General features: G+C 40.5%; 20 protein-coding genes and 1 other annotated feature. Of the genes, 3 read left to right on the top strand and 17 right to left on the bottom strand.

The annotated features are described in order from the left end of the window. Positions 1-47: 47 nt before the first annotated feature. On the bottom strand, positions 48-1874 hold the full coding sequence (locus ACZ5XR_RS28200) for an APC family permease (protein ID WP_464499691.1): 1827 nt from the start codon (positions 1872-1874) through the stop codon (positions 48-50). A gap of 263 nt (positions 1875-2137) precedes the next feature. Next, positions 2138-3832, bottom strand: coding sequence for an arginine--tRNA ligase (gene argS, locus ACZ5XR_RS28195; protein ID WP_464499690.1), 1695 nt, complete (start codon positions 3830-3832; stop codon positions 2138-2140). A 49-nt stretch (positions 3833-3881) separates the two neighbouring features. Next, positions 3882-4089, bottom strand: a binding site (T-box leader). Between the two features lie 100 nt (positions 4090-4189). On the opposite strand from argS, the gene ACZ5XR_RS28190 reads away from it, so the two are divergent. Further along, entirely contained in the window at positions 4190-4447 is a 258-nt protein-coding gene (locus ACZ5XR_RS28190) for a small, acid-soluble spore protein, alpha/beta type (RefSeq protein WP_464499689.1), read from the top strand. A 157-nt stretch (positions 4448-4604) separates the two neighbouring features. Next, the gene (locus ACZ5XR_RS28185) at positions 4605-4856 is read left to right on the top strand and encodes a hypothetical protein (protein WP_464499688.1); all 252 of its coding nucleotides are present in this window, start codon (positions 4605-4607) and stop codon (positions 4854-4856) included. Positions 4857-4873: 17 nt separating this feature from the next. Here the strand turns inward: ACZ5XR_RS28185 and ACZ5XR_RS28180 are convergent, their stop codons facing one another. From ACZ5XR_RS28180 to ACZ5XR_RS28150, 7 genes are all read right to left on the bottom strand, one after another. After that, the gene (locus ACZ5XR_RS28180; protein WP_464499687.1) at positions 4874-7225 is read right to left on the bottom strand and encodes a YhgE/Pip family protein; all 2352 of its coding nucleotides are present in this window, start codon (positions 7223-7225) and stop codon (positions 4874-4876) included. 65 nt (positions 7226-7290) lie between these two features. After that, entirely contained in the window at positions 7291-7866 is a 576-nt protein-coding gene (locus ACZ5XR_RS28175; RefSeq protein WP_464499686.1) for a TetR/AcrR family transcriptional regulator, read from the bottom strand. Between the two features lie 85 nt (positions 7867-7951). After that, positions 7952-9151, bottom strand: coding sequence for an AraC family transcriptional regulator (locus ACZ5XR_RS28170; RefSeq protein ID WP_464499685.1), 1200 nt, complete (start codon positions 9149-9151; stop codon positions 7952-7954). 84 nt (positions 9152-9235) lie between these two features. After that, positions 9236-10795 (bottom strand): histidine ammonia-lyase, encoded by a 1560-nt coding sequence (hutH, locus tag ACZ5XR_RS28165; RefSeq protein ID WP_464499684.1) that lies wholly within the window; start codon positions 10793-10795, stop codon positions 9236-9238. 31 nt (positions 10796-10826) lie between these two features. After that, a complete protein-coding gene (locus tag ACZ5XR_RS28160) occupies positions 10827-12200 on the bottom strand; it encodes an MFS transporter (protein ID WP_464499683.1) in 1374 nt (457 codons plus the stop codon). Positions 12201-12447: 247 nt separating this feature from the next. Further along, the gene (gene solA, locus ACZ5XR_RS28155) at positions 12448-13572 is read right to left on the bottom strand and encodes an N-methyl-L-tryptophan oxidase (protein ID WP_464499682.1); all 1125 of its coding nucleotides are present in this window, start codon (positions 13570-13572) and stop codon (positions 12448-12450) included. A 206-nt stretch (positions 13573-13778) separates the two neighbouring features. Further along, positions 13779-14774, bottom strand: coding sequence for an asparaginase (locus tag ACZ5XR_RS28150; RefSeq protein WP_464499681.1), 996 nt, complete (start codon positions 14772-14774; stop codon positions 13779-13781). A 311-nt stretch (positions 14775-15085) separates the two neighbouring features. On the opposite strand from ACZ5XR_RS28150, the gene ACZ5XR_RS28145 reads away from it, so the two are divergent. Next, positions 15086-15991: a nuclease-related domain-containing protein gene (locus ACZ5XR_RS28145; RefSeq protein ID WP_464499680.1), complete on the top strand. Its 906-nt coding sequence runs from the start codon at positions 15086-15088 to the stop codon at positions 15989-15991. A 648-nt stretch (positions 15992-16639) separates the two neighbouring features. Here ACZ5XR_RS28145 and ACZ5XR_RS28140 read toward each other — a convergent pair. The 8 genes from ACZ5XR_RS28140 to rocF form a co-directional block, all read right to left on the bottom strand. Continuing rightward, entirely contained in the window at positions 16640-16942 is a 303-nt protein-coding gene (locus ACZ5XR_RS28140; RefSeq protein ID WP_464499679.1) for a hypothetical protein, read from the bottom strand. A 170-nt stretch (positions 16943-17112) separates the two neighbouring features. Further along, the gene (glmS, locus tag ACZ5XR_RS28135) at positions 17113-18915 is read right to left on the bottom strand and encodes a glutamine--fructose-6-phosphate transaminase (isomerizing) (protein ID WP_464499678.1); all 1803 of its coding nucleotides are present in this window, start codon (positions 18913-18915) and stop codon (positions 17113-17115) included. Positions 18916-19346: 431 nt separating this feature from the next. Further along, positions 19347-20699 (bottom strand): phosphoglucosamine mutase, encoded by a 1353-nt coding sequence (glmM, locus tag ACZ5XR_RS28130; RefSeq protein ID WP_464499677.1) that lies wholly within the window; start codon positions 20697-20699, stop codon positions 19347-19349. Positions 20700-20734: 35 nt separating this feature from the next. Then, positions 20735-21955 carry a CdaR family protein gene (locus ACZ5XR_RS28125; protein ID WP_464499676.1) on the bottom strand — a complete coding sequence of 407 codons (1221 nt, stop codon included), beginning with the start codon at positions 21953-21955 and terminating at the stop codon, positions 20735-20737. After that, on the bottom strand, positions 21948-22775 hold the full coding sequence (gene cdaA / locus ACZ5XR_RS28120) for a diadenylate cyclase CdaA (RefSeq protein ID WP_464499675.1): 828 nt from the start codon (positions 22773-22775) through the stop codon (positions 21948-21950). The genes ACZ5XR_RS28125 and cdaA overlap by 8 nt, the downstream gene beginning before the upstream one ends. Before the next feature lie 130 nt (positions 22776-22905). Continuing rightward, positions 22906-23532: a zf-HC2 domain-containing protein gene (locus ACZ5XR_RS28115; protein WP_464499674.1), complete on the bottom strand. Its 627-nt coding sequence runs from the start codon at positions 23530-23532 to the stop codon at positions 22906-22908. 15 nt (positions 23533-23547) lie between these two features. Further along, the gene (gene sigW / locus ACZ5XR_RS28110; RefSeq protein ID WP_464499673.1) at positions 23548-24111 is read right to left on the bottom strand and encodes an RNA polymerase sigma factor SigW; all 564 of its coding nucleotides are present in this window, start codon (positions 24109-24111) and stop codon (positions 23548-23550) included. A gap of 158 nt (positions 24112-24269) precedes the next feature. Continuing rightward, complete coding sequence (gene rocF / locus ACZ5XR_RS28105) at positions 24270-25166, bottom strand: arginase (protein WP_464502459.1); 897 nt, start codon at positions 25164-25166, stop codon at positions 24270-24272. Positions 25167-25282: the final 116 nt, after the last annotated feature.

Below are 25282 nucleotides of genomic sequence, written 5' to 3'. Positions count from 1 at the left end.
CTAAAACAAAAAGCCCGGGAAAATTATTCCCAAGCCTTCTAACCAAATTATTTCTTAAAATGATACGGCAAAGTGGCCACAATAACATTCTTTTTAAATAAAAGATAGGCACGAATCAGTAGACTTGATTGGTTATGCAAAATATTATGCCAGCTTTTCTTGGTGATAAATTGGGGAATCAGCACGGTAACGCGGTAATTGTTTTCAGCAGCCTTATGCTCAATCGTATCAATAAATTTACTTAAGGGATGTAAAACACTGCGATAATGAGATTGCAGAGTAACAAGGCGGACATCCGGCTGCCAGCACTGCCATTTTTCCTCAAAGCGCTTTTCATCCTCACGGTCAAATGAAACATATACGGCAAAAATTTGGTCGGTAAGTGACTTGGCATAGTTGATCGAGTTCTCTACTACCCTCGTAATACCCGCAACAGGGACAATGATAACATTTCCCTCAATCGGGACAGCCGGCGCATCTTTACGAATCCGTAATTGCTCCCCAACCGCCTCATAATGTGTATTAATTCGATGAAAAAGAATGACAATCAACGGTAAAAAAATAAAGACGAACCATACCTGCCCAAGCTTGGTAATAAAGAAGATCAGTAAGACGACTAACGTAATTAATGCACCTATAAAGTTGGCGGTAAGCTTGGCAATCCAGCCTGGGGGCTTTTCACGAACCCATTTAACAATCATTCCTGTTTGCGACAATGTAAATGGAATAAATACACCTACAGCATAAAGCGGGATTAAGTGCTCTGTTCGTCCATGAAAGGCAATAATCAATAAAATGGAAGCTACTCCAAGGGAGACAATTCCGTTTGAATAACCCAGACGGTCACCGCGAATCGTAAACATTCTTGGCATATACTTGTCTTTTGCCAGGTTAAAGGCCAATTGCGGAAAGGCGGAATATCCTGTATTGGCGGCCAGCACCAAAATCAAGGCTGTTGTACCTTGTACAAAAAAGTAAAGATAATTCCGGCCAAAGGTTTCTTTAGCGATTTGCGAAACAACCGTTTCATCTGCTTTAGGGGCGATTCCATAATAATAAGCCAGGAAAGTAATCCCTGAAAATAATATCGCCAGCAGTGAGCCCATTAAGATAAGGGTTTTTGCTGCATTATTCGGTCCTGGATCTTTAAAATTTGGTATCGCATTTGAAATTGCTTCAACCCCTGTCAGCGCCGAACATCCTGAAGCAAAAGCGCGAAGCAGAAGGAATAAAGTAATTCCCTGAACCGGTGCTCCAATAGCTGCATGGTGGACAGTGGGAGCTACGTTTCCTGTAAAAATTCTAAAAAGACCAATAGCGATTAAAACGATAATAGCTATAACGAATAAATAGACTGGATAAGCTAAAATAGATGCCGATTCCGTTAAACCCCTGAGATTTAATATCGTGATACAAACAACTAAAACACAGGCAATTGATACGGTATGCGGGTGTAAGGCTGGAAAAGCTGAAGTGATCGCATCCGTTCCAGCTGAAACACTTACAGCTACTGTTAATATATAATCAACCAATAACGACCCGCCGGCAATTAAGCCTGCATTTTCACCTAAGTTTTCCTTTGAAACCACATAGGCGCCACCGCCATGAGGATAGGAAAATATAATTTGTCGATAAGATAGAATTAATGCTGCTAATAGAAATAAAACCCCAATGGCGATCGGTATTGAATACCAAAAGGCGATCACGCTTATGGTAGCTAACACAATCAGAATTTGTTCAGTCCCATATGCCACTGATGATAGGGCGTCAGAAGAAAGAATGGCTAATGCCTTAAAAATATTTAATTTTTGTTCGCCCAATGCCGTAGATTTTAACGGCCGGCCAATTAATAATCTCTTAACAGAAGAGAGCAAGTGACTCACCCACCAGACTTGAAGTAGAATTACCCGATTGATTTTAACACAACAGGTTAGGTAATATGAAGTGTTTTCTTTTCGACAAAGTACACAAAAGAACTTTAGGTCTGTGGAAAAACCTTTACTTGTTATCTTTATTTTTGTCGAAAAGTATTATTTTATGTAGAGAGGTATCATGATATAAGCCGTCTGAAATTCAATAGAATGGAAAACGAGGATGCCTCCAATCATAAAGGGTCATCCTCGAATTATAAAACATTCTACATTTCTTCCGGTGCCTCAATCCCTAACAAACGCAGGCCTTCCTTTAGAACCACGGTCACAGAATAAACAAGTGCCAAACGAGCATGCTGCTCCGGACCGCCTTCGAGAATTTTGACGTCACCATAGTATTTATTAAAGGCCTGTGCAAGGTCCACTACATATTTAGCTACCTGTGATGGATCCAATTGATCAAGGGCACGTTTGATGGCAAGTGGGAATTCCATTAAATAGCTGATTACCTTCCATTCTTTTTCCCAAGGATGATCACCCAGCACAGGATGAGATATGGAATGCCATTTTCCTTTTCGTAAAATCGAACAGGCCCTCGCAAAAGTGTACTGAACATATGGACCCGTTTCACCTTCAAAGCGCAGCATTTCTTCAAGTGAAAATTCAATATCATTCATTCTAAAGTTTTTTAAGTCGTGAAAAATGACCGCTCCGACTCCTACCTGTTTAGCTACTTCCTCTTTGTTAGAGAGATTGGGGTTTTTTTCTTCGATATTATGCCGTGCCAGCGAAATGGATTCATCTAAAACTTCCTCCAATAAAACAACCTTGCCCTTTCTCGTTGACATCTTTTTGCCATCTTTAAGCATCATGCCAAAAGGGACATGAACCATTTTCTCAGACCATTCGTATCCCATTTTCCCTAATACGGCTTTTAATTGTTTAAAATGAAGGCTTTGTTCATGGCCCACGACATATAATGAAAGATCAAAATGATAGGCTTCCTGGCGGTAGATGGCAGCTGCGAGATCACGGGTGGCATAAAGCGTTGCTCCATCCGATTTCTTTATTAGGCACGGCGGCAGCTGTTCCTCGGTTAAATCTACAACCTGTGCCTGATCGGATTCGATTAATAATTGCTTTTCTTCGAGAATTTGAGTCACTCGCTCCATTTTGTCATTATAGAAAGCTTCCCCTGCATAGGAGTCAAACTCAACATTCATAAGCTGATAAATTTTCGAAAATTCCTTCAGCGATTCATCACGGAACCATTTCCATAATGCCAAGGCTTCCTCATTACCATCCTCGAGCTTTTTAAACCAGCTGCGTCCCTGTTCTTCCAGAGATGGGTCCTGTTCTGCTTCATCATGAAACTTTATATAAAGGGCCAGCAATTCCTTAATCGGATTTTGTTTTACCTTTTCTGAATCTCCCCACAGCTTGTAGGCAGTAATCAGTTTTCCAAATTGCGTTCCCCAGTCCCCCAGATGATTAATCTTAACCGGATGGTATCCGCATTTTTCCAGGATCAGTGACAAGGCATTGCCGATAACCGTTGACCGCAAATGCCCCATAGAAAAGGGCTTGGCAATATTCGGCGAGGACATATCAATCGGTACCTGTCCCTGGTTTCCAAGGTTTAGGTTGCCATAATAATTTTCTTTGGCGATAATGTCAGAAATCAACTTTTCAGAAACTAGCTTTTTGTTTAAAAACAGATTGACATAAGCCCCCGCAACTTCCACCTTTTCTATAATAGGCGAGTGCAGCTTTTCGCTTAATTCCTGTGCGATCAGATTCGGCGATTTTCTTTTTTTCTTGGCTAACGTAAAGCATGGAAAAGCCAAGTCGCCGTGTAAATGATTTTTAGGTTTTTCAATTAAGAGCTCCAGTTCACTTTCCTGTAATTCACCCTCAAGCGCTTCAAAAAGCAGAGCGGTAAACTGATTCTTAAAATTCATCCTCATGACCTCCTTTTTCTTGATAAAACAAAAAACTCCCGCCTCTTTAAAAAGAGACGAGAGTTATCCCGCGGTACCACTCTAATTGTTCAAAAGAACCAGCTTAATGCTTTATAACGGAGAATTCTCCGGCATACCCTACTGTTTTCAGGCAGGCATCTCCAAAGTGCGCTTCATTATTTGCTCCGGATCAGGCTCTCACCTCCCCTGACTCGCTTGCCTTTACAAATAACTACTCTCTTTTTCATTGATTTTTCAGAATTGATTAACAAATATTATACTGGATAAAAAAGGATTTATCCACTGTTTGTGTTTATTTTTTCATAATGGAAAATCTATTGGTAAGGAGGGATTGCTTTGGCACGACGAAATAAAATCCTTGTTCCTGAAGCAAGAAAGGGATTAGATGCGTTAAAAGCAAAAGTGGCACAGGTTCAGAATCCAGAGGATGCGAAGTTTGAGGCCGCGGAAGAGACCGGCGTTCCGCTGAAAAAAGGCTATAATGGTCAGCTGACTTCAGAGCAGGCAGGGAAAGTCGGCGGAAGACTCGGCGGCAGCATGGTCCGGGAACTCGTCAAAATGGCACAGGAAAACCTTAAAAATAACCAGAAATGAAAACTCGGGACCGAATCGGTCTCGAGTTTTTACGTTGGAACAATTGTAAACTTATTGGTCAATTATAATTTTGAAAAAAGTTTGACAATTTTGTGACAATAAGTTTGACAATTTTGTGACAAATTGTTAGAATATTCAGTAAGGAGGAGTGATGATAATGTCCAAACCACACGTCAAAACACTGTTGGCATTTGAGAAAGCAGCTATCTATGGAATCGGCACAGGATTTTTGTTTATTATTTGCAGTTTTCTTGTAGGCGGTTACATGATGAGTTATGTTCTTTCTACAGGTATTGGGATTGTGATTGCCTCCATCTTTGCATTAATCATCGGAATCTCCTTCAGTCTGATGGAGGAATACTCTGTAAACAGCAAAGGGAATACGAATCCAGATAAATATTTCTACTAAAAAATAAGAGGCTGTTCCTAACACGGAACAGCCTCTTTCATATTATTTACATTGCGGCGCTTGAATTTAACGATAAAGAAGGTCAATGTGGCTGCCATAAAAGCAAAGAAGAAAATGGCAATTCGCGCAATATTGTCCCACATAAAGCCAAAATCACCCGTTGAAATAACCGCTCTAAATCCTGCGATCGTATAGGTCATAGGCAGGAAATGATTTAAGTTCTGGAGAATCTTTGGCACTAATTCAATTGGATAGGTCCCGGCGCTGCTTGTCAGCTGCAGAATCAAAATAATCACGCCCAGGAACCGGCCGGGATTATCAAGAACTGTTACTAAGAATTGGATGATGGCTAAGAATGTCCAGCTTGTAAAAATGCTTAACATGATAAAGTACGGAACACTTTTTACTGCTAATCCCAAGCCCTGCAGCAGGACAAAGTCCGCTAATAGCGCTTGACCAATTCCGACAGCGAGCAGAATGCCCAATTTTCCGGCAAACCAGCTAAAGCCGCTTTTCGGCTCACCAGCAGGTTCGAGCATCGGGAAAATAATCGAAAGCATTAGTGCACCAACAAATAAGCTAAGTGATAAAAAGTACGGGGTAAACCCTGTCCCGTAGTCCGGCACTTGATTCATCCGGCTCTCTTTCAAATTTACCGGCTTGGCAAACATATTGTAGACACTCTTATTTGCTTTTACATCACTTGCGTCCTTTGCCCCAATCTGTAATTGACTGCTTAACTGCCTGGAGCCATCCTTCAGTTTCGCCATACCGTTCGACAGCTCTGATGAACCATCGGCAAGGCGGGATATTCCGCTATCTAAGCTCTTGGAGCCAGCCGCAAACTTACCTGTGCCAGCGGCTAATTGCTGGGAGCCCTCTGCAAGTTTTTCAGTACCATTTTGAAGCGCAACCGATCCATTGGCAAGCTTATTTAATCCTGTTGTTAAATTCGTGCTGCCACCGCTAATTTGGTTAAAGCCCTTCTCTGCTTCATTTAGTTTTCCACCAAATGTGGCTATGCCTTCCTTAAGCTGACTTTGTCCGGTTGCCAGTTGTTTCGCCCCGGTAGACAGCTGATCGATTCCGTCGGCAAATTGATTTTGCCCTTGATTCAGTTTATCAGCACCGGCAGCTAATTGATCAGAGGCTCCTTTTAAAAGAACGGCATGATCCGCTAAAGTCCCAATACCCGCTGTCACCTTGTCACTGCCAGTAGTTAATTGTTCCAGGCTGGCTTCTAATCCGGCCAGCTTGGCTTTTTCTGTAGCGTCATTGGTTTCTTCCATCATTTGTTCAACCAATGCGACGGTTTGCTGCAATCCTTGACTTACTTGGACTGAGCCAGTTTTTGCGTCCACTGAGCCCTGTTTCCATGCTTCGATAGAAACCGATAACTGTGAAGAACCATCGGCAAGGTTCTTGGAGCCATTTTCAAGCTCTGGAAGCTTCGCAGCTGCCGTACTTATCCCATCCGTCAATTGCTTTGCTCCAGCCTCGGCCTTCACAGCTCCATCCAACAACTGCGCATTGGCATCCTTCATTTGAGAGAGTCCTGTGTCAAACTGCTGTAGACCGCTTTGCAGATTCTTTGAGCCATTTGACGCAGTTTGAATCCCTTGGGAAAAAGTCACGGACTTCCCTGCCAACATTTTAAGGTTATTTTCCAATTGCCTTGCCCCGGAGCCTACTGACTTTGCCCCTTTGCTCAACTGGGCGGCACCGTTTTCCGCTGTTCCGATGCCATTTTGTAATTCTCCGGCACCATCCTTCGCTTGACCAATCCCATTATAAAGATCACCGGCGCCATTGCTCGCATTCTTTAATCCTTTTGCCACAGCTTTTATGTTATCAAACATGGAGGCCGCATATGTTTCCGTTACAGCACTTGCCACTTCCTCTTTAATCTTCTCAATGGCAGAATCTCCAATTTTCGATGACAGATAATTATAGCCTTCATTTGGAGTATAAATTAAATTTAATTTTTTCGGATCATTCGATTGAAGGGTTGTTGCATTTTTGGAAAAATCACTTGGAATCTCAATTTTTATATAATAATCCTGTTTTTTCAAACCACTATCCGCTTGCTTTTCACTAACAAATTTCCAATTGAAGCTTTTTTTCTCTTTTAATTTCTTGACTAAATCATTGCCAATTTCAAGGCTCTTACCATCATAGACCGCGCCTTGGTCTTGATTGACAACGGCCACAGGCAATCGGTCGACATGACCATATGGATTCCAAAAGGCCCATAAGAATGTTCCACTATAAAGAACTGGAATGGTCATGACCCCGATGATGGCAATGAGAAGTTTTCGATTATGAAGGATTTTTAAAAATTCGCTTTTCAATGATGTTAATGCTTTCATGCTTTCCTCCTTGTTCATAATGACTATTTTCCCCATTTAGTCATTTTTATTTTTAAAAAGAAGAATTATCTATTTGATAATCCTCTTAAAAGAAATACCTTCATCCATTCGGCAATTTCTTCTGAACTCAATGGTTCGTGATGTTTTTCCCAGTCCGACACGAGTGCTATATACATTTTTAACAGCAAAAAGCTTGTAATCTCTGTATTCGCAGCAGGAATGGAACCCTTGGCAATAGCAATATCCATTTTGTTTTTTAAAAAGGCAATAATCTCTTCTTCAACATGCTGAAGCATTTCCGAAACAGCAAGTGTCCCCATCTCTTTTTCTTCTTGAATTAATTTAATCATCAGCTGGTGTTGAGAGCGAAACTCTAAGAGACGGTAGAGGGCGCGATGGACATTTTCAATAAAAGCCTGGCCAGGCTGAATCACACTTTCTGCCTCAGAAATCATCTCTTTAACCAACGATGAGACAATCTCCTCAAATAATTCTTCTTTATTTTTAAAAAAGGTATAGATTGTTCCTTTCCCAACATTGGCGAGTTTTGCCACCTGGTCCATCGTTGTCGCTTTATATCCGAACATTGAAAACGACTTCGTTGCCGCTTCAACAATCATTTTTCTTCGATCGGGAGCCATCGCTTAATCCCCTTTGACCATTTTGGTTTTTTAGTCAATTGTTCGCTACTACATATTACCACGGCTTAGATTTAATTTCAATAGATTAAATACGCTGTTCACTTTCCCTCTTAATTCGTCGGTATTCTGTCGGACTGTATTGCTGATACTTCTTAAAAAGCCGGCTAAAATAATTAGTATCGATAAAACCTGCCTGATTTGCAATTTCCTGAATAGAAATATCCGTTTTTTCTAAATAAAATAATGCTTTATCCATTCTTAGTTTATTAAAAAAATCCATGACACTCAAACCAACTTCCTTTTTAAAAAGGTGGCTAAAATGAAATCTGCTTAAGTGACAATAGCTGGCTATTTCCTCCAATGTAATACCGTTTTGATGGTTCTCCTTCATATAGTTGATTGCTTGATGAATAATGGGTGAAACTTCACGTGTATAGGTATGTTCTACCTGTTCAGTTAACCATTCTGCATATTTACAAACTTTTATGACAAACTTGTCATAGCGAATTGTATGATAAAGATCTTGAATAACATTTGCAGTATTCGTCAATATGGAGACAGGGCTTACCCCGGCATCTAAAACAATTCTGGACATCATCATCAGTAAATCGACCACTTCGGATTTAAATACATCCTCATTATAGTTATAAGTCTGTGCAACACTTTCCATGATATGTTTAATATGTTCTACCGCCCCATCCGTATGCCCGATTCTAACAATCGAAAATAATTCGGATTTTTCTTTTGTGAGAGGTATTTTTAATGATTCAACCATACTTTTTCTCATATCTGTATGAAAGATCAATTTGTTCCCTTGAAAAAACCTTCCGGACATTGATTTTTTTGCTTCTTCAAACGAATGAATGAGCAGCGCAGGATCATCGTAAAAACTGCCAATTCCAATCGAAACATTAATGCCTATTTGATCTGAAGCCTTTTGAATCTCTTCGGCAAGCAAAAGGACTTCTTTCTTTCTATCTTTACTATGTATCTCATTAAAATCCAGCAGGAGAGCCAGTACCCCTTCTTCTGTCCAGACTCTTAAAAAAGGAATAGGTAAAATAGTGTCTAATTTTTCTACCAGGTTTCTCCCGCTGTTTATTTTCCACTCAATTGGTTTCCCCTCAACTAAATCAGGATAGCGATCCATCGAAACTAAAACGACAACATTGGGCTGAATATACACACCATACTTTTCTTGTAAAATCTCAAAAGGTGCCACGTGTACAAAAGTTCCAGACAATAAAAGCTGAGAAAAAGATATTTGAATCAGTTCATCAACCATAATCTAACTGCCCCCAAATATAAAAGGAAGCTATTCTACTCTAAAAAACATGAGTAAAACGAGCTTCCATTATTTAAAACATGCTTACCACTCTACTGTTCCCATTTTTAATTCGACAGTGTTTAGGATTTCTCCTTCACTAATCAGATTGGTAATAAATTGAATATCCGGATAGAAATAGCGATCCTCCTCGACAGTTGGGACGCCCCTTCTGATTAGTTCATAAACCTTTTGACTGACGGGTGAGGGTTTTAATGGCCGATGGAAATCCAAGGCTTGCACAGCTGCCATCAGCTCAAGAGCTAAAATACAATCAATTTTTTTGGATATTTGATAGACCTTTTTTGCTGCATAATAAGCAAAACTGACAACGTCCTCTTGATTGGCACATGTAGGTGTATTATCAACCGTTGCCGGATGGGCCAGCACCCTTATTTCATTGAGCAATCCTGCTGCAGTATATTGGGGAATCATATACCCGCTATTTAATCCCGGTTTTGCTACAAGGAAATTGGGAAGTTCACTTACATGATAATTAACAAGACGGTCTAATCTTCGTTCCGAGATCTTGGCGAGATTAGCCATCGCGATAGCCATTGAATCGGCATACAGACCAACGAAGGTCCCATCAAAGTTTCCTCCCATAAGTGCATCCCCATCCTCTTCCGTCAAGATCATTGGATTATCACTTGATGAGTTCATCTCATTTTGAATCGTAAATTCAGCATCTTTTAAAACCCTTTTTACTGCCCCATGTACCTGAGGGATGCACCTTAAACTAAGAGCATCTTGTAATCGGTAATCTTGATATTTTTCAGCAATCTCACTGCCTTCAAGCATTTTCACAATATTTCTTGCCGTACTGGATTGTTCTTTATGCCTCTTGGCAGAATGCGTTCGAGGATCAAAGGCCTTTTTAGTCCCCTTTAGTGCTTCTAACGTCATCGCACCCACAATATCTGCTGTTTTAGCCGCTTGAATACTATTATATAGAGCCAAAGCTGCAAAAGCTGAAACCGAAGTTGTTCCACTTATGAGCGCCAGTCCTTCCTTACATCCCAAGGAAACGGGCTGTAAACCTGCCTTTTCAAGCGCTTGACTTCCAGACAACAACTCCCCTTTGTACCATGCTTTTCCTTCACCGATTAATACTAAAGCCATATGGGCTTCGGGAGATAAATAACCAACTGAGCCGTCGCCAGGGGCAAATGGGACAATCTGATTATTGACCAGAGACCTTAGAAGTTCTAAAGTCTCCAGTCTTACTCCGGAAAATCCCTGTCCAACATTAATCAAGATCATAAATTGGATGGCCCGTACCACTTCCTTTTCCAAAGGTTCACCAATCGACACGGCATGAGAACGAATAATATTTTTTTGAAGAGCCGCAGCATCTTCGGATGAAATATTTTTTGTTACGTTACTTCCAAATCCCGTCGTCACACCATAAATAACCCGTTCTTCATTCAAAAATTTTTCAATGACAGCCCGTGATTGATTCATACGATTGCAATATTCCGGCGAAAATAAAACCTCGGCACCATACCTGGATACAGCAATAATCTCATTAATGGAAAGATCATCATTACCCAGTGTAACGGTTTTTATATCTTTTGGATGTGTACTAACTTTTGTAGTAATCATATCTACATTCTCCCTTCAAATTCGAAGAGCATTAACGTCCGCTTCCAACACTCTTTACATCTTCATTTAAGCTCACAACACTATCAAGATTTGGATCACTTGCTTCAACCAATCCGAGTGACTTTGTTTCTGGTGCCCATGCAATTGAAACTACCGTTCCTATTAATAAGATGACAGCCATTGAAATCATTGAGGTGGTCATTCCAAATGAATTTACGCTAATAGGTAAAAGGAAGGTTCCAATGGCAGACCCTACACGACTAATTGCTGTTACGACCCCAACACCTGTACCGCGAATCTCGGTAGGGAAAAGTTCTGCCGGATAGACAAGAGTAAGATTCGAAGCAGCCGACATAACAAAGGTAAAGATGGCAAAAACCATAATAGCAAAACCGTGCGACCCTGATGGCAGAAGGCTTAAAACAAATAAAGATACAGTTAGAATAATAAAGGTATAAATCGTGAAGCCACGGCGTGAAAGTTTTTCTGTACACCATAGACCTGCAATCGCTCCGACAAGAAGGAATACATTTAACAGCATATCAACGCCAAAGGTTTCTTTAAAGCCCATTTTATCTAGAATGGTCGGAAGAAAAGTATAAATTGCAAAATAGGGAACTACTTGACACACATAAAACAATCCTCCAAAGGCGGTGCGTTTCCATAGCTGTTTATTAAATAAATCTGCAAAACGATAATTGGAAGAAGTTTTTTCCGAAATATTTTCCTCCATTACAGCGTTTGGACCAATATATTTTTTAACAATTTCCCTTGCTTCTTCAGTGCGGCCCATCTTTACAAGCCATCTTGGAGATTCCGGAGTTCCGATCCGCAAAATTAAAACAATTGCTGCAGGAACTACTGCACTGACAAGCATCCAACGCCATGAATCAGGCCCGGCTTTTTCTAAGTAATAACCAACCGCATTTGATAGAACATACCCGACTGTCCATAAAACATTTAAGGATGACAAGAGCATTCCTCTATATTTTCTTGGAGCAAATTCAGCCAATAATGTAGAACCAACTGCATAATCCCCTCCAAGGGCAAAACCAATTAAAATCCTTAGTATGAAAAGTGTTACTGGATCATTTACAAAGAATTGCAAAGCAGATGCAATCGTGATAATAACAAAGTTTGATAGGAAGATTTTCTGTCTGCCAATTTTATCCGAAAGTCCGCCAAGCAAAAGACTGCCAAAGAACAATCCGATTAATGCTGAACTGCCAATTAATCCATTCCACATTGGATTTAAATGCATTTGCGGGCCTAAGAGGCTGAGGGCCATCCCAATAATTCCGAGAGCATACCCATCAGAGAAATTGGAACCAAAGGTTAATGCGGTAATCTTTAAATGAAACTTATTTAAGGGTGCGTCGTCCATTTTATATTTTTGCTCGTTCACGGAAATCTCCTCCTTCATATTTTTGATTATTCAGACTTTTTATTTCAAAAAAAAAATGACAAACTTGACCTTTCTCCTCCTCAAACAGTATTTAAAGCGCTTTCAATAGTTGGGTAATCTGTTAGTGTAATAAAGTGATTATATCGATTTACAAGGCAACTTACTCTAGATAATATTTCGAAATTTTAGCACAATATTGCTATTATATTTCTTAAAAAAGAAAAGACGCCCCCATGGACGTCTTATCCTACTTTCTTATAGAAAAACCAGCTAGGTCAAAATTGGATTTTCCTTTTGTGATCACCTGACTGATGATCTCACCAACAACACTCGAGAATTTGAAGCCATGACCAGAAAAACCTGCCGAAATAAAGAGATGTGGAAACTCTGGATGCTGGTCTAAAATAAAATTCTCATCTGGTGTGAAAGTATATAAACAGATACTTCCCTTTAATAAAGAGCCGTTCGCACGCGGCATAAATTTTTCTAAAAATGGTCGGATTTCCGCTTCATCATCGGATCCGTAGGGTACAATCCACCCATCCGGGTCGACCTTTTTTCCACCATCATGTCGTCCAATTTTAAAGCCGCTGCCGCCAATATCGGGAAAACCGTAATACTGACCATGAAGGGTATCTACCGAAAAGGCAGGAAATAATCCAGGTTCAAATAATTCCCGGTCACATTCAAACCATGAAACCGTCTTTCTTGTTGGCTGAAGTGGTAAATCCAGTCCCAATTCTTCTAATAGTTTTCCAGACCACGCACCGGCACTCATCACAATAAAATCAGCATAATAGGTGTCACTGGCCGTTTGAATGATGCCACCGTTTGCATGGACTTCCACTTTTTCAACCTTCGTGTAAGGAAGTAAAGTCATTCCATTCGAGGTGCCAAGATCACGAAAAGCCTGTATACATTTTTCGCTGTACAAAACCCCTGCTTTAGGTTCAAAGCAGCCGAAATACCCTTCTGGAAAGGTAAACCCTTGCCAGCGATACTCTATTTCTTTGTCGGATAAGACCTCAATCGGCAAAGAATATTCCCTTCCGCTTTGAATTGCCTCGTTTGTAAAGGCAGATCCTGGTGCTCCTGCACAAAGAACCCCTGTTTGCAAAAATAATTCTTGATTTGCTTCCTGCTGTAATTGCTCCCATAATTCTTGCGCTCTTAATACCATTGGAACATATTGACTACCTTCGCCGTATGCATGGCGGATAATTCTCGTTGTTCCGTGATGGCTTCCTTTATCATGCGGGGGATTATGGCTGTCAAGCAGGAGGGTTTTTATTCCTTGCTTTGATAGATAATAACCTGCCGCCATTCCCATAGATCCTGCGCCTACAATTACTACATCATAATGATTATTCATCTATTGTCATCCTTTTGGTTTTTGGCTCAGTTAAACATGGTGGTTGATTTCCGTTCAAGAAGCTCGCTTTCCGCGGGGCGGGCGGTGAGCCTCCTCGGCGCTTAAGCGCCTGTGGGGTCTCACCTGTCCCGCTGCTCCCGCAGGAGTCGAGCGCCCTCCACTCCAATCAACAGTTGTAAACAATCGACCTTCGTGCTTAACACAGCCTAATTTTTTAAAAGTTCAAATTCAGCCTCTATCCGGCCGATTCTTTCATTTCTTGCATTTAAAACAGGTGCATCTGCATATTGTTCTAATTGTTGATAAATCGATTCATCTCCAATTCCCAGCTGCTTTAATACTTCCATGGCGACAACACTGGTTGCTCTTGCATTCCCGTCCTCCACCTTAATGGTAATGCCAAGGCCTTCACCCACAATACCGATGCACTGGACTCCTTCCGCCCCGCCTTTGGCAACAATTTTTCCATTAAAGGCATTCATTAAATCCGTATCAAAACGGTCTTTTCCGCCCACCATTTCCGGGTGCCGCATCATGGCATTGCGGATTCTTTCAAGTGCCTCACCGTGTTTACCCTGAGGCTGGGCTAACCGTGCAAATCCCAGTGCGGTATTTTTTAATGGCAGTCTATGTACTGGCACTCCGCAGCCGTCCACACTGATCCCCAATTTCTCCTTTGGATATTCGCATATATCCTCAATCGCCGATAAAATCCGCTGTTGATGGGGATGACTCAGTTCACGGTAGCTGCTTACATCCTCTTTGTTATGAACAACGGCGGTTAACATTCCCGAATGCTTCCCGGAGCAGTTGCTGTAAACAGGGGTAAGCTCTCCACCTGATTTTATTAACGCATTGTAGCTATCCATATCCCTTGGAATATGGGTTCCACACTGAAGACGGTTCTCTTCTAAATTGATCCGATTCATTATTTTCATCACACGGTCACGATGCCTTGGCTCACCACTGTGTGAAGCGCAAATTAGCGAAATATCCTTATCTTCAAATTGATAGGCGTCAGCAGCACCCGTTTCTAAAACGGCAACGGCTTGAAACGGCTTCATTGACGACCTTGGGAAAGTTTCTCGATCAGGATTTCCATAATAGTATAGCAAGTCTCCTTTTGGATTAACGACTGCCACATGAATATCATGCGTGCTTTCAAGATATTCCCCCCGGTAGACTTTGATTGGTTTTTCCATATGTATTTCCTCCCACTTTGAAGTCCATATATTATCTATTATACTTCTATTCTGGCTGATTTTTTAAAAAATTCTTTCAAAATATCATAAGGCACTTGCGCTGGAAGCAAGTGCCTTATCTACATAATGAAATTACGACCCGGTTGAGCGGTAATGCCTGACACCCACCTGCCAAATGATTAAGCATGGGAGGATAAAAAGGCTTCCCAGAATCGGTGTGAAGATATACAGAAAATGTTAACAAAGTGTTCATACTTAGAGTCATCCATCTTTTATAAAATTAACTTAGGAATTTTGAAAGGTTGTGGTATATGGTTAATATGCCCCGCCCAGTGCCTAATGACTTAATTATTTACAGATTGCTGAACAAGCGTATGAATTTATCGGAAAATGACAAAAAGTACTATTTACACCGTGAAAAAGGTTTTGAAGGCGAAGTGATGTTTGACAAATTGACAGAGAAGTTTCTTACAAATGAATGTCATATTTTAAGGGGTTTACTTCTCGAGATTAACAACACTGAATTTCAGATTGACTCTACTATTATTCAAAAAACAGTTAAAATCTTTGAAGTGAAAAATTTTGAAGGGGATTATTATTTTGAGGGAGGTAAATTCTATACGAGCGCAGGAAGACTAATCAATAATCCACTTGACCAATTAAGTCGAAGTTTATCCCTTCTTCGCCAGTACCTCCAAAGTCTTAATTGCAATTTAACGGTGGAAGGCTATGTTGTCTTTGTTAACCCCGAATTCGCCTTACTCCAAACACCTCGAGACCAGCCAATTATTCTTCCCTCACAGCTAAACCGCTTTTTGAAAAAGTTAAATATGCATCCCACAAATTTAAATGAAAAACATACAAAGCTTGCTAATCAATTAATTGCCGGCCATAAAACCAAATCGCGCAATTCATTGCTGCCTCAATATGCGTACGAACACCTCAAAAAAGGGCTTACTTGTGCAACTTGTAACTCGTTTCAAATTTCTGTCGGTGAAAGGAAATGTGTTTGTCATGATTGTGGGGCGGAAGAGGATGTGGAGGCTGCAGTATTGCGTTGCGTGGAGGAGTTGAAGTTGTTATTTCCTGAAATGAAGATTACAACGAATTTGGTTTTTGAATGGTGTAAGATGATTGAAAGTAAAAAGAGGATTAGCAGGATTCTGAAGAGGAACTTTAAGATTGTGAAGCATGGCCACGCTTCTTATTACGAGTGATGATGCCTATTCGAGGACACTTCGGTCTCTTTTTTGTCTCTTTGTGTCCTCGAGCTACTTCTTCAAGGACACTTCGTTCTCTTTTTCATCGCTTTGTGTCCTCGAGCTTCTTCTTCAAGGACACTTCGTTCTCTTTTTCATCGCTTTGTGTCCTCGAGCAGCTTCTTCAAGGACACTTCGTTCTCTTTTTCAACGCTTTGTGTCCTCGAGCAGCTTCTTCGAGGACACTTTGCTCTCTTTTTCATCGCTTTGTGTCCTCGAGCGGTTTCTTCGAGGACACTTCGCTCTCTTTTTCACCTCTTTGTGTCCTCGAGCGGCTTCTTCGAGGACACTTTGTTCTCTTTTTCACCTCTTTGTGTCCTCGAGCGGCTTCTTCGAGGACACTTTGTTCTCTTTTTCACCGCTTTGTGTCCTCGAACTTCTTCTTCAAGGACACTTCGTTCTCTTTTTCATCGCTTTGTGTCCTCGAGCGGCTTCTCCGAGGACACTTTGCTCTCTTTTTCACCTCTTTGTGTCCTCGAGCGGCTTCTTCGAGGACACTTTGTTCTCTTTTTCATCTAGTTGTGTCCTCGAGCACCACATTTCGAAACCTAATAGTATTGTAAATTCTTGCACTTATATTAGCTTTGTACGTTCCCGAACTCTTCCTTAAGACGCTCCACGTGTGACACTAGACAGCTTATATTTACTTATTACTTTTTTTAAGATAAAGATTGTTTTAATCAATAGTAGGGTCAAAGCTGCCCCACTAATATAATATCCAAGGCTGGGACTAAAACGATATGAATAAAAGATGAAACTAGATATTGTGAAAAGAACCGCTAAAAATACCTCAAAAATCAATGCAATCAAAACAAATAGTAGATATGGAACTACAATTTCTTTTTTTGAAACATGTTTTAAGGTTATTGCTTCCCAATAAAGATCTCCGAATTTCGCTAATTTCCCCAACCCAATCACCTCAATAAGACATACTTACTTCACAGTATGTCCATTCGGATAAATTCATTAACAATTTCTACAAAATAGCGATATTCTCCTTGCAATAATAAAACCATTGGACAAAAAAAAGGACTGAAAGAAAGCGGTAATTCCCGCTTTCTTTCAGTCCTCACAAGGATTTATTCAACAGTCACTGATTTTGCCAAGTTACGTGGTTTATCAACATCGCATTCACGGTGAAGTGCTGCATAGTACGCAATTAATTGCGTTGGAATAACAGAGATAAGTGGTGTTAATAATTCATGTACTTCTGGAATAACGAAGCTGTCATCGTCCATTTCCAAGCCTTTCATGGAGATGATGCAAGTGTTTGCCCCGCGCGCAGCCACTTCTTTTACATTTCCACGAATGCTTAAGTTTACATTGTTTTGGGTTGCAAGCGCAATGACCGGCGTGCCTTCTTCAATTAAAGCAATCGTTCCATGCTTTAATTCTCCTCCAGCAAAGCCTTCAGCTTGAATATAAGAGATCTCTTTCAGCTTCAAGGCACCTTCTAGGCCTACATAGTAGTCGATACCGCGGCCGATGAAAAAGGCGTTGCGTGTAACAGATAAGAATTCTCTTGAGATAAACTCAATCAGCTCTTTAGAATCACATAGAACTTCCATCGCATTCGCAATGATTCCAAGTTCATGCACAAGATCGAAATCAACCTTAATGTTTTGGCTTTTCGCTGTAACTTCCCCCAAAATCGCAAGCACAGCAATTTGAGCTGTATAAGCCTTTGTTGAAGCTACGGCAATTTCTGGACCGGCATGAAGCAGCAATGTATAATCTGCTTCACGTGAAAGTGTTGAACCTGGAACATTCGTAATTGTTAACGTACGATAGCCCATTTCTTTCACTTTTACAAGTACGGCACGGCTGTCTGCCGTTTCTCCACTTTGTGTAATAAAGATAAACAACGGCTTTTTCGATAACAACGGCATATTATAGACAAATTCACTGGAAATATGAACTTCAACCGGAATTTTTGCCATGTTTTCAATGAGTTGTTTTCCAACAAGGCCCGCATGATAAGAAGTTCCCGCCGCAACAATATAGATACGGTCAGAATCATTCATGGCACTGATGATATCAGTGTCAATGGTCAATTCCCCCTGCTCATTTTGGTACGTTTGAATAATCTTGCGGATAACAAGCGGCTGCTCATCAATTTCTTTTAACATGTAGTGCGGGTAAGTGCCTTTTTCAATATCACTTGCATCCAGATGAGCTGTATATGGTTCGCGGTTAATCGTCTCACCGTTTAGATTTTGAATCGTTACATGATCTTTTTTCACAATTACGATTTCTTTGTCCATTAATTCAACATATTGGTCCGTCACTTGAAGCATGGCCATTGCATCGCTTGCGACAACATTAAAGTCTTTGCCTAACCCCACTAGGAGCGGGCTTTTATTTTTCGCAACAAAAATGGTGTCATGATTTTGCTCATCTAATAAGGCAAGCGCATAAGAACCTTTTAAAAGAGTCAATGTTTTACGGAATGCCTCAATGACTTCCAAGCCTTCGTTTAAAAAACGCTCAATCAACTGTACAATAACTTCCGTATCTGTTTCACTTGTAAAAGTAACATCTGCCAAGTATTCACGCTTTAAAAGATCATAGTTTTCAATCACACCGTTGTGAACAAGCGTAAAACGGCCAGATGTGCTTTTGTGCGGGTGGGAATTAGTTTTGCTTGGAACACCATGTGTTGCCCATCGTGTATGGCCAATTCCGATCTTGGCCATTACTTCTTCATCTACAATATTGCGCAAATCTGCAATGCGCCCTTTTTCTTTAAAAATATGAACGCCATTTTCATTTATTACAGCAATACCAGCTGAGTCATATCCACGATATTCAAGCTTTTCTAAGCCCTTTAATAAAATTTCTTTCGTATCATTATTACCGATATATCCAACAATTCCACACATAATTCTTTTTCCTCCCTAATAAAGGGGGCAAGAATGCTTGGGGCATACTCGCCCCCTTATCTCTGATTTAATCATTTTCTTTATACTCATTAAACTGTGCATTTTCTTCCCTTTGTACCCCAAGTTGCCTTAGGAGTTTTAAGGAAGAACTGACGGTTGTGCATCGCAACCGGGAGGTATCCGCCGAAGTTTCGATAAACCTCCTCCTCGTCAACTAATCTAATCGCTCCAGATTAGTTCAGGCGCTTTAGATAAATCTATCCTCGCTGCCCACCTTTCGCTATTTAAGATGCTTTAATAAAACAAAGCAGATTCATCTTACATGATTGGAAGAAATTCGTCAACTAAATTTTTTCCAATAATAACAAATCATACATAATAAAATATGCACAAGGGAGCAAAAGGTCCCTTGTGCATATGAAAATGGACGACTATACCTCTTTTAATTCCATTTCTTCCTTCACCACATCGACAATTCGATTCACATAAGCTGTGCAAAGCTCTTCTGTGGAGGCTTCGACCATAACTCGCACAAGCGGTTCAGTTCCGGATGGGCGGACAAGAACTCGACCGTCACCCGCCATTTCCGCTTCTACCTGCTCAATAACGGTTTTAACTTTTTCATTGTCCGTCACATGGTGCTTATCTGTGACCCTTACATTCACTAGCTTTTGTGGGAATTTTTTCATTTCACCAGCCAGTTCAGATAATGATTTATGAGTTACTTTCATAATATTTACTAATTGCAGACCTGTCAGCAATCCGTCACCTGTTGTATTATAGTCCAAGAAAATGATATGGCCAGATTGTTCCCCACCGAGGTTGTAGCCATTTTTTTTCATCTCTTCCACTACATATCGATCGCCAACTGCTGTTGGAACACTATGGATGCCGTGACTTTCCAATGCTTTATAGAAACCAAGATTACTCATTACCGTAGAAACAACCGTACTATGCTTTAAGCGGCCATGCTCTTTCATATACTTACCGCATATGTACATGATTTGGTCACCATCAACAATATTGCCCTTTTCATCAATAGCAATGAGACGGTCTCCATCTCCATCAAAGGAAAGTCCAACGTCTGCAACCTTTTCTTTTACTAATGCTGCAAGGGCCTCGGGATGGGTTGAACCAACTCCGGCATTGATGTTAAGTCCATTCGGGGACGCTCCCATCGTGGATAAGTCCGCATCTAAATCAGCAAATAGATGCGTTGCAAGGGAAGATGTGGCCCCATGCGCACAATCTAAAGCAATATGAATACCTGAAAAATCTTCGTCCACCGTATGCTTTAAATATTGCAGATATTTTTGTCCACCTTCAAAATAATCCATGACCTGTCCAAGGTCTGAACCAACTGGCCGAGGCAAATGATCTTCCTGCAAATCAATTAATTTTTCTATTTCCAATTCCTGGTCATCAGAAAGCTTAAAGCCATCTGGTCCAAAGAATTTAATTCCATTGTCTGCGACAGGATTATGGGAAGCAGAAATCATAACTCCTGCTTGCGCTCCTAATGCCTTAGTTAAATAGGATACACCGGGGGTGGATATAACCCCTAATCGCATGACCTCTGCACCGATGGACAGCAAGCCTGCCACAAGAGCCCCCTCTAACATATGTCCTGATACACGGGTATCACGCCCGATAAGTATTTTTGGCCGGTCCTTATCCTTCGTTAATACAAAACCGCCGAAACGGCCTAATTTAAAAGCAAATTCAGGCGTTAATTCGCTATTTGCGACTCCACGAACCCCATCGGTACCGAAATATTTTCCCATTTTAAAAATCGCTCCTTCATGATATATTGCAAGGTTTAGGCGTTATTTTTAGCTATTGTGACGTTTGCTGTAGAATGGTCAAGCTCCCAGTTTACATTTGGTGGTCCTTCCACTTGGATTTCCACTTTATGTGCCCCTTCTTTAAGCTTTGTTACATCTATAAAAGCATTAAAGTCATTAGGATTTAAATTTTTAATGATAGAGCTTGGTCCATTAATGAATAAATCAATGCTTCCATCGGTTATATCAGCCTTATAATTTTCTGATAACCCCTCTATTTTTATAGGCAATCCTGATATAGTTGTTGCGCTTTGTTTTTTAACTACGATCTTGGCTTTTACAACCTCTGGTGTAACCTTCGTAATCCCATTTGAAATAATCACCGGCAGGGTCAAGGTCGTATTACTCCCTATTTTACTGACATCCACTTCAATTCGGACACGGTCTGTATTATTTAAGACGTCCTCACTGCCAATAATCGTGGCTTCCGGTTTATCCAGGGTGATGGAGTCAATCGAAATTCCTGTTGGCGGTGTTCCTTTTTGAATAATATCAATAGGAACCTTTTTACTAAGGGCTGTAACTGGAACAGTAACTCTGACTGTGTCCGGTTCCACGACAACATCCAATTTATTTAAATTTCGGTCAAGGACCCGTACGTGTGCATCTCTCGTAAAATCGGACGTAACGCCTTGATCTAAATCTAATGTAGCTTTGACATAAGAAATTTGGTCGACTACATTACTTGCACCCGTAATTTTCACCTGATTCGGTTGAATTAGAGGCTGACCTGCCACATACCCGGACGGCAGCAGGCTGCTATTAAATTCAGCGTCAACTTTAAATTCCCTTGTAACTTTTTCTTGAACCGATACATCTACATACGATGGGTCAATGGTCGCCGTCAATTTATCTGATAAGTTTTTAATTCTCATTTTAACCCTTTGGTTTCCAATTTTCGCCTTCGTCAAATCTATATAGACCTCAAAGTTTCTTAACGCCTTTGCAGACTGTACATGCGGCATTGGTCCCTTTATCGTGACCGCCACAGTTTCAGGTATACCGGTCACAACCAGATTTTCAGTATCAAAATACGCTTTAACTGGTACATCTGTTATGGTCGCAGTCGTCTGTTCCCCTGGCACATTGATGTCGGTTAATTTACTGCTTGTATACGGAACAGATGAATAAAGCAGAATGGCTAGCAGCAGGGAAATGATTTTAATAAACCAAGGATTATCCATCCATTTATCCATTTTTCTTCCCCCTCCAGTTCCAACGAGCTGAGGAAGCTTGTTTGACCTTGTTATTAATGAATAATTCATCTGAGAGCAATTCCTTAAATTCATCACCTTTTAAATCACGATGCAGCTCCCCGTTTTTCGTTAATGAAATTCCACCGGTTTCTTCTGACACGACAATGGTTACGCTATCGGTTACTTCACTAATTCCAAGTGCAGCGCGATGCCTTGTGCCTAGCTCCTTTGAAATAAAGGGACTTTCTGATAATGGAAGATAACAGGCCGCTGCCGATACCATATTTTTTTGAATAATAACGGCTCCGTCATGCAGTGGTGTGTTAGGGATAAAAATATTGATAAGCAATTCAGATGAAATTTTTGAATCAAGCGGAATTCCCGTCTCTATGTAATCACTCATGCCCGTTTCCCTTTCAATCGAAATCAAGGCACCGATCCGTCGTTTTGCCATGTAATCTGTTGCTTTTAGAATGGCTGAAATTGCTTTTTCCTGGTTATCATCATCCGGATTAGAACTCCTTGAGAAAAATCTGCCTCTCCCCAGTTGTTCAAGGGCTCTTCTGAGTTCCGGCTGAAAAATAATGATGATGGCAAGAAAGCCCCAATTAATGGCCTGCTGCATGATCCAGCTTAAGGTTTTTAATCCTAAATAATCACTGACAACTCTTACAAGCAGGATGACAATGATCCCTTTAAGTAATTGAACAGCTTTTGTTCCCCTAATAACATTTATCAGCTTATAAATGACATACCATACGAGGAGAATATCAACAATACTGGAAAGATACTTCCATAATGTGAAATCAGGTAACAGCATGGTTTTTCCTCCGTAATTTCGCTTAGAATCCATTGAAACAAATAACCAATACATTATACCATAAAACCAACTTGTACCTATTATATGTATATTGATTTCAAAAAAAATCACTCGGGGCCGAGTGATTTTTTTATTTTTCTCCTATTTGGTCAAAAACGTTTAAACAATCGTTGGCCGTTTTTTTCATGTAGTACCAAATCCAATCAAAGACTTTATTGACGACGAAGACCTTCCCCGTTACATGACCGGCAGAAGCCATATATTTTTCACCGTTAATCACAGTGACATTGCCCTTTACTTCACCTTCAATTTTGATTTTTCCATTTTGAACAATGACGTCCCCTTCCACAACTTTACCCTTTGGTACAATGACGGTATTGTTTTTTACGATTAAATTTTTTTGCTTCGTGACAGAAAAATCACGGTCCTGGCTCCAGTTCGAAACTAAACTTCCGAGCATTAAAATGATAAATAATGAGGCCGCGGCTACCAATGGGTGGCTTTTCAACCAACGCTCAATACCAATCCTTTTCTTTTCCTTCGGGAGTTTTGCAAGGACATTGGCTGTGAAATCAGGCGGTGCCTGCATTGATGCAGTGCTTTTGACAAACGCAATGGTCTTATTCAGCTCTTGAAATAAGGTTTCACAATCTTTACATTGCTGGAGGTGTTTTCTTAATAGCTGTTCATTTTCAAGTTCGATTTCTTCATCTAAAAATTCATGTATTAATTCAATGATTTGATCCGAACATTTCATTGGTTTCACCTCTTATCAAACATACCGTAGTTGTTGTCGTAATGCTTCCCGTCCACGATGGATTCTTGTTTTGACTGTACCTAAAGGCAAATCAAGAATCTCGCTAATTTCATTTAATGATAATTCCTCAATATATTTTAAAACAATCACTGTACGATATTTTTCTGGAAGTTTTAGGATCTCCTTCTGTACCGTCTCATGGAGCTCTAAACTCTCCAGCTGACTTTCAGGCAGTGGAGTGCCAGAAGGAATTTGCGAATACATCGTTAATCCCTCCGTTCCTGAAACCTCTGCATCCAAATAATAATCCGGCTTCTTTTTTCGAATTCGATCAATGCATAAATTGGTTGCAATGCGAAAAAGCCAGGTAGAGAATTTCAATTCTTGGTTAAAGGATTTTATATTCACATAAGCCCGCAGGAACGCCTCTTGTGCGAGGTCTTCTGCTTCATGTTGATTTCCGATCATCCGGTAACAAAGCTGATAGACACTATTTTTGTATATTTCAACGATTTCTCCAAATGCATCTTGATCTCCCTTTATTACCTGTTTAATTCTCTTTTTAATGACCGCTTCCATCTATTTACCTCCGCTCCAATGCGGCTATTCGATATTACGAATCGATAGCGAAAAAGTTCCGTTAAAAACGAAAAAACTTCTCAATACCTTTAATATTAGCAAAAATTTACTAAAATGGGTTCGAAACTAAAAAAAAAGCAGCAAACGCTGCTTTTCATCTATAATAGTTTTTCTCCAAATAATGAACCCATTAGAGCAACAGCGCAAGTTGCTGTTTTATTTTTATCATCCAGAATCGGATTTACTTCAACAAATTCAGCAGAGGTAATAATTTTTGATTCTTCCAGCATTTCCATCGCCAAGTGGCTTTCACGATAGCTGATCCCACCCATGACCGGAGTACCGACACCCGGTGCATCACCAGGATCAAGACCATCTAAGTCTAATGATAAATGGACTCCGTCCGTCCTCTCTTTCAGATAGGCAATCGTTTCTTCCATCACTTTTGTCATTCCCAGACGGTCAATTTCATGCATCGTATAAACTTTCATACCAATTTCTTTAATTAAATCCTTCTCACCGTCATCAAGTGCTCTTGCACCAATTAACACCACATTCTCTGGCTTTACTTTCGGTCCATAGCCGCCTATCTGTGTAAGCAATGGATGACCCAATCCTAAACTTGCAGCTAAAGGCATTCCATGGATGTTTCCTGTTGGTGACGTTTCCGCTGTGTTCAAATCACCATGTGCATCATACCAAATAACCCCAAGGTTTTTATAGTGTTTGGAAACACCGGCCAAAGTGCCGATTGCAATGCTGTGGTCTCCACCCAGAACAAGCGGAAAGGATCCAGCCTGGATGACTTCATCGACCTTTTCAGCAAGCATCGAATTCTTTTCTGCAACCAAGTCTAGATTTCGAAGATTTGATTCTTTATCGATAACGACTTCAGGTCTTCCAATTGCAATATCTCCCAAATCTTGAATTTCATCAAATAATGGTTTAAGGCGCTCATTAATTCCAGCATAGCGGATCGCACTCGGACCCATATCGACGCCCCTTCTCATTTGACCTAAATCCATCGGCATCCCAATTATAGAAAGCTTTTTCATCATTATTCCTCCTACCCCTTAATACTTACTATTTTAACCGCTTTCATACCAATGACTCAACTCGACAAAATTATGTATATATATGCGGAATTTTTCTAAGGAAGCAGAAATTATAA

It is taken from the genome of Neobacillus sp. Fa239, from assembly GCF_055395235.1.
Note: the sequence above shows the minus strand (reverse complement) of the source record. Positions and strands in the feature narration are given on the sequence as shown.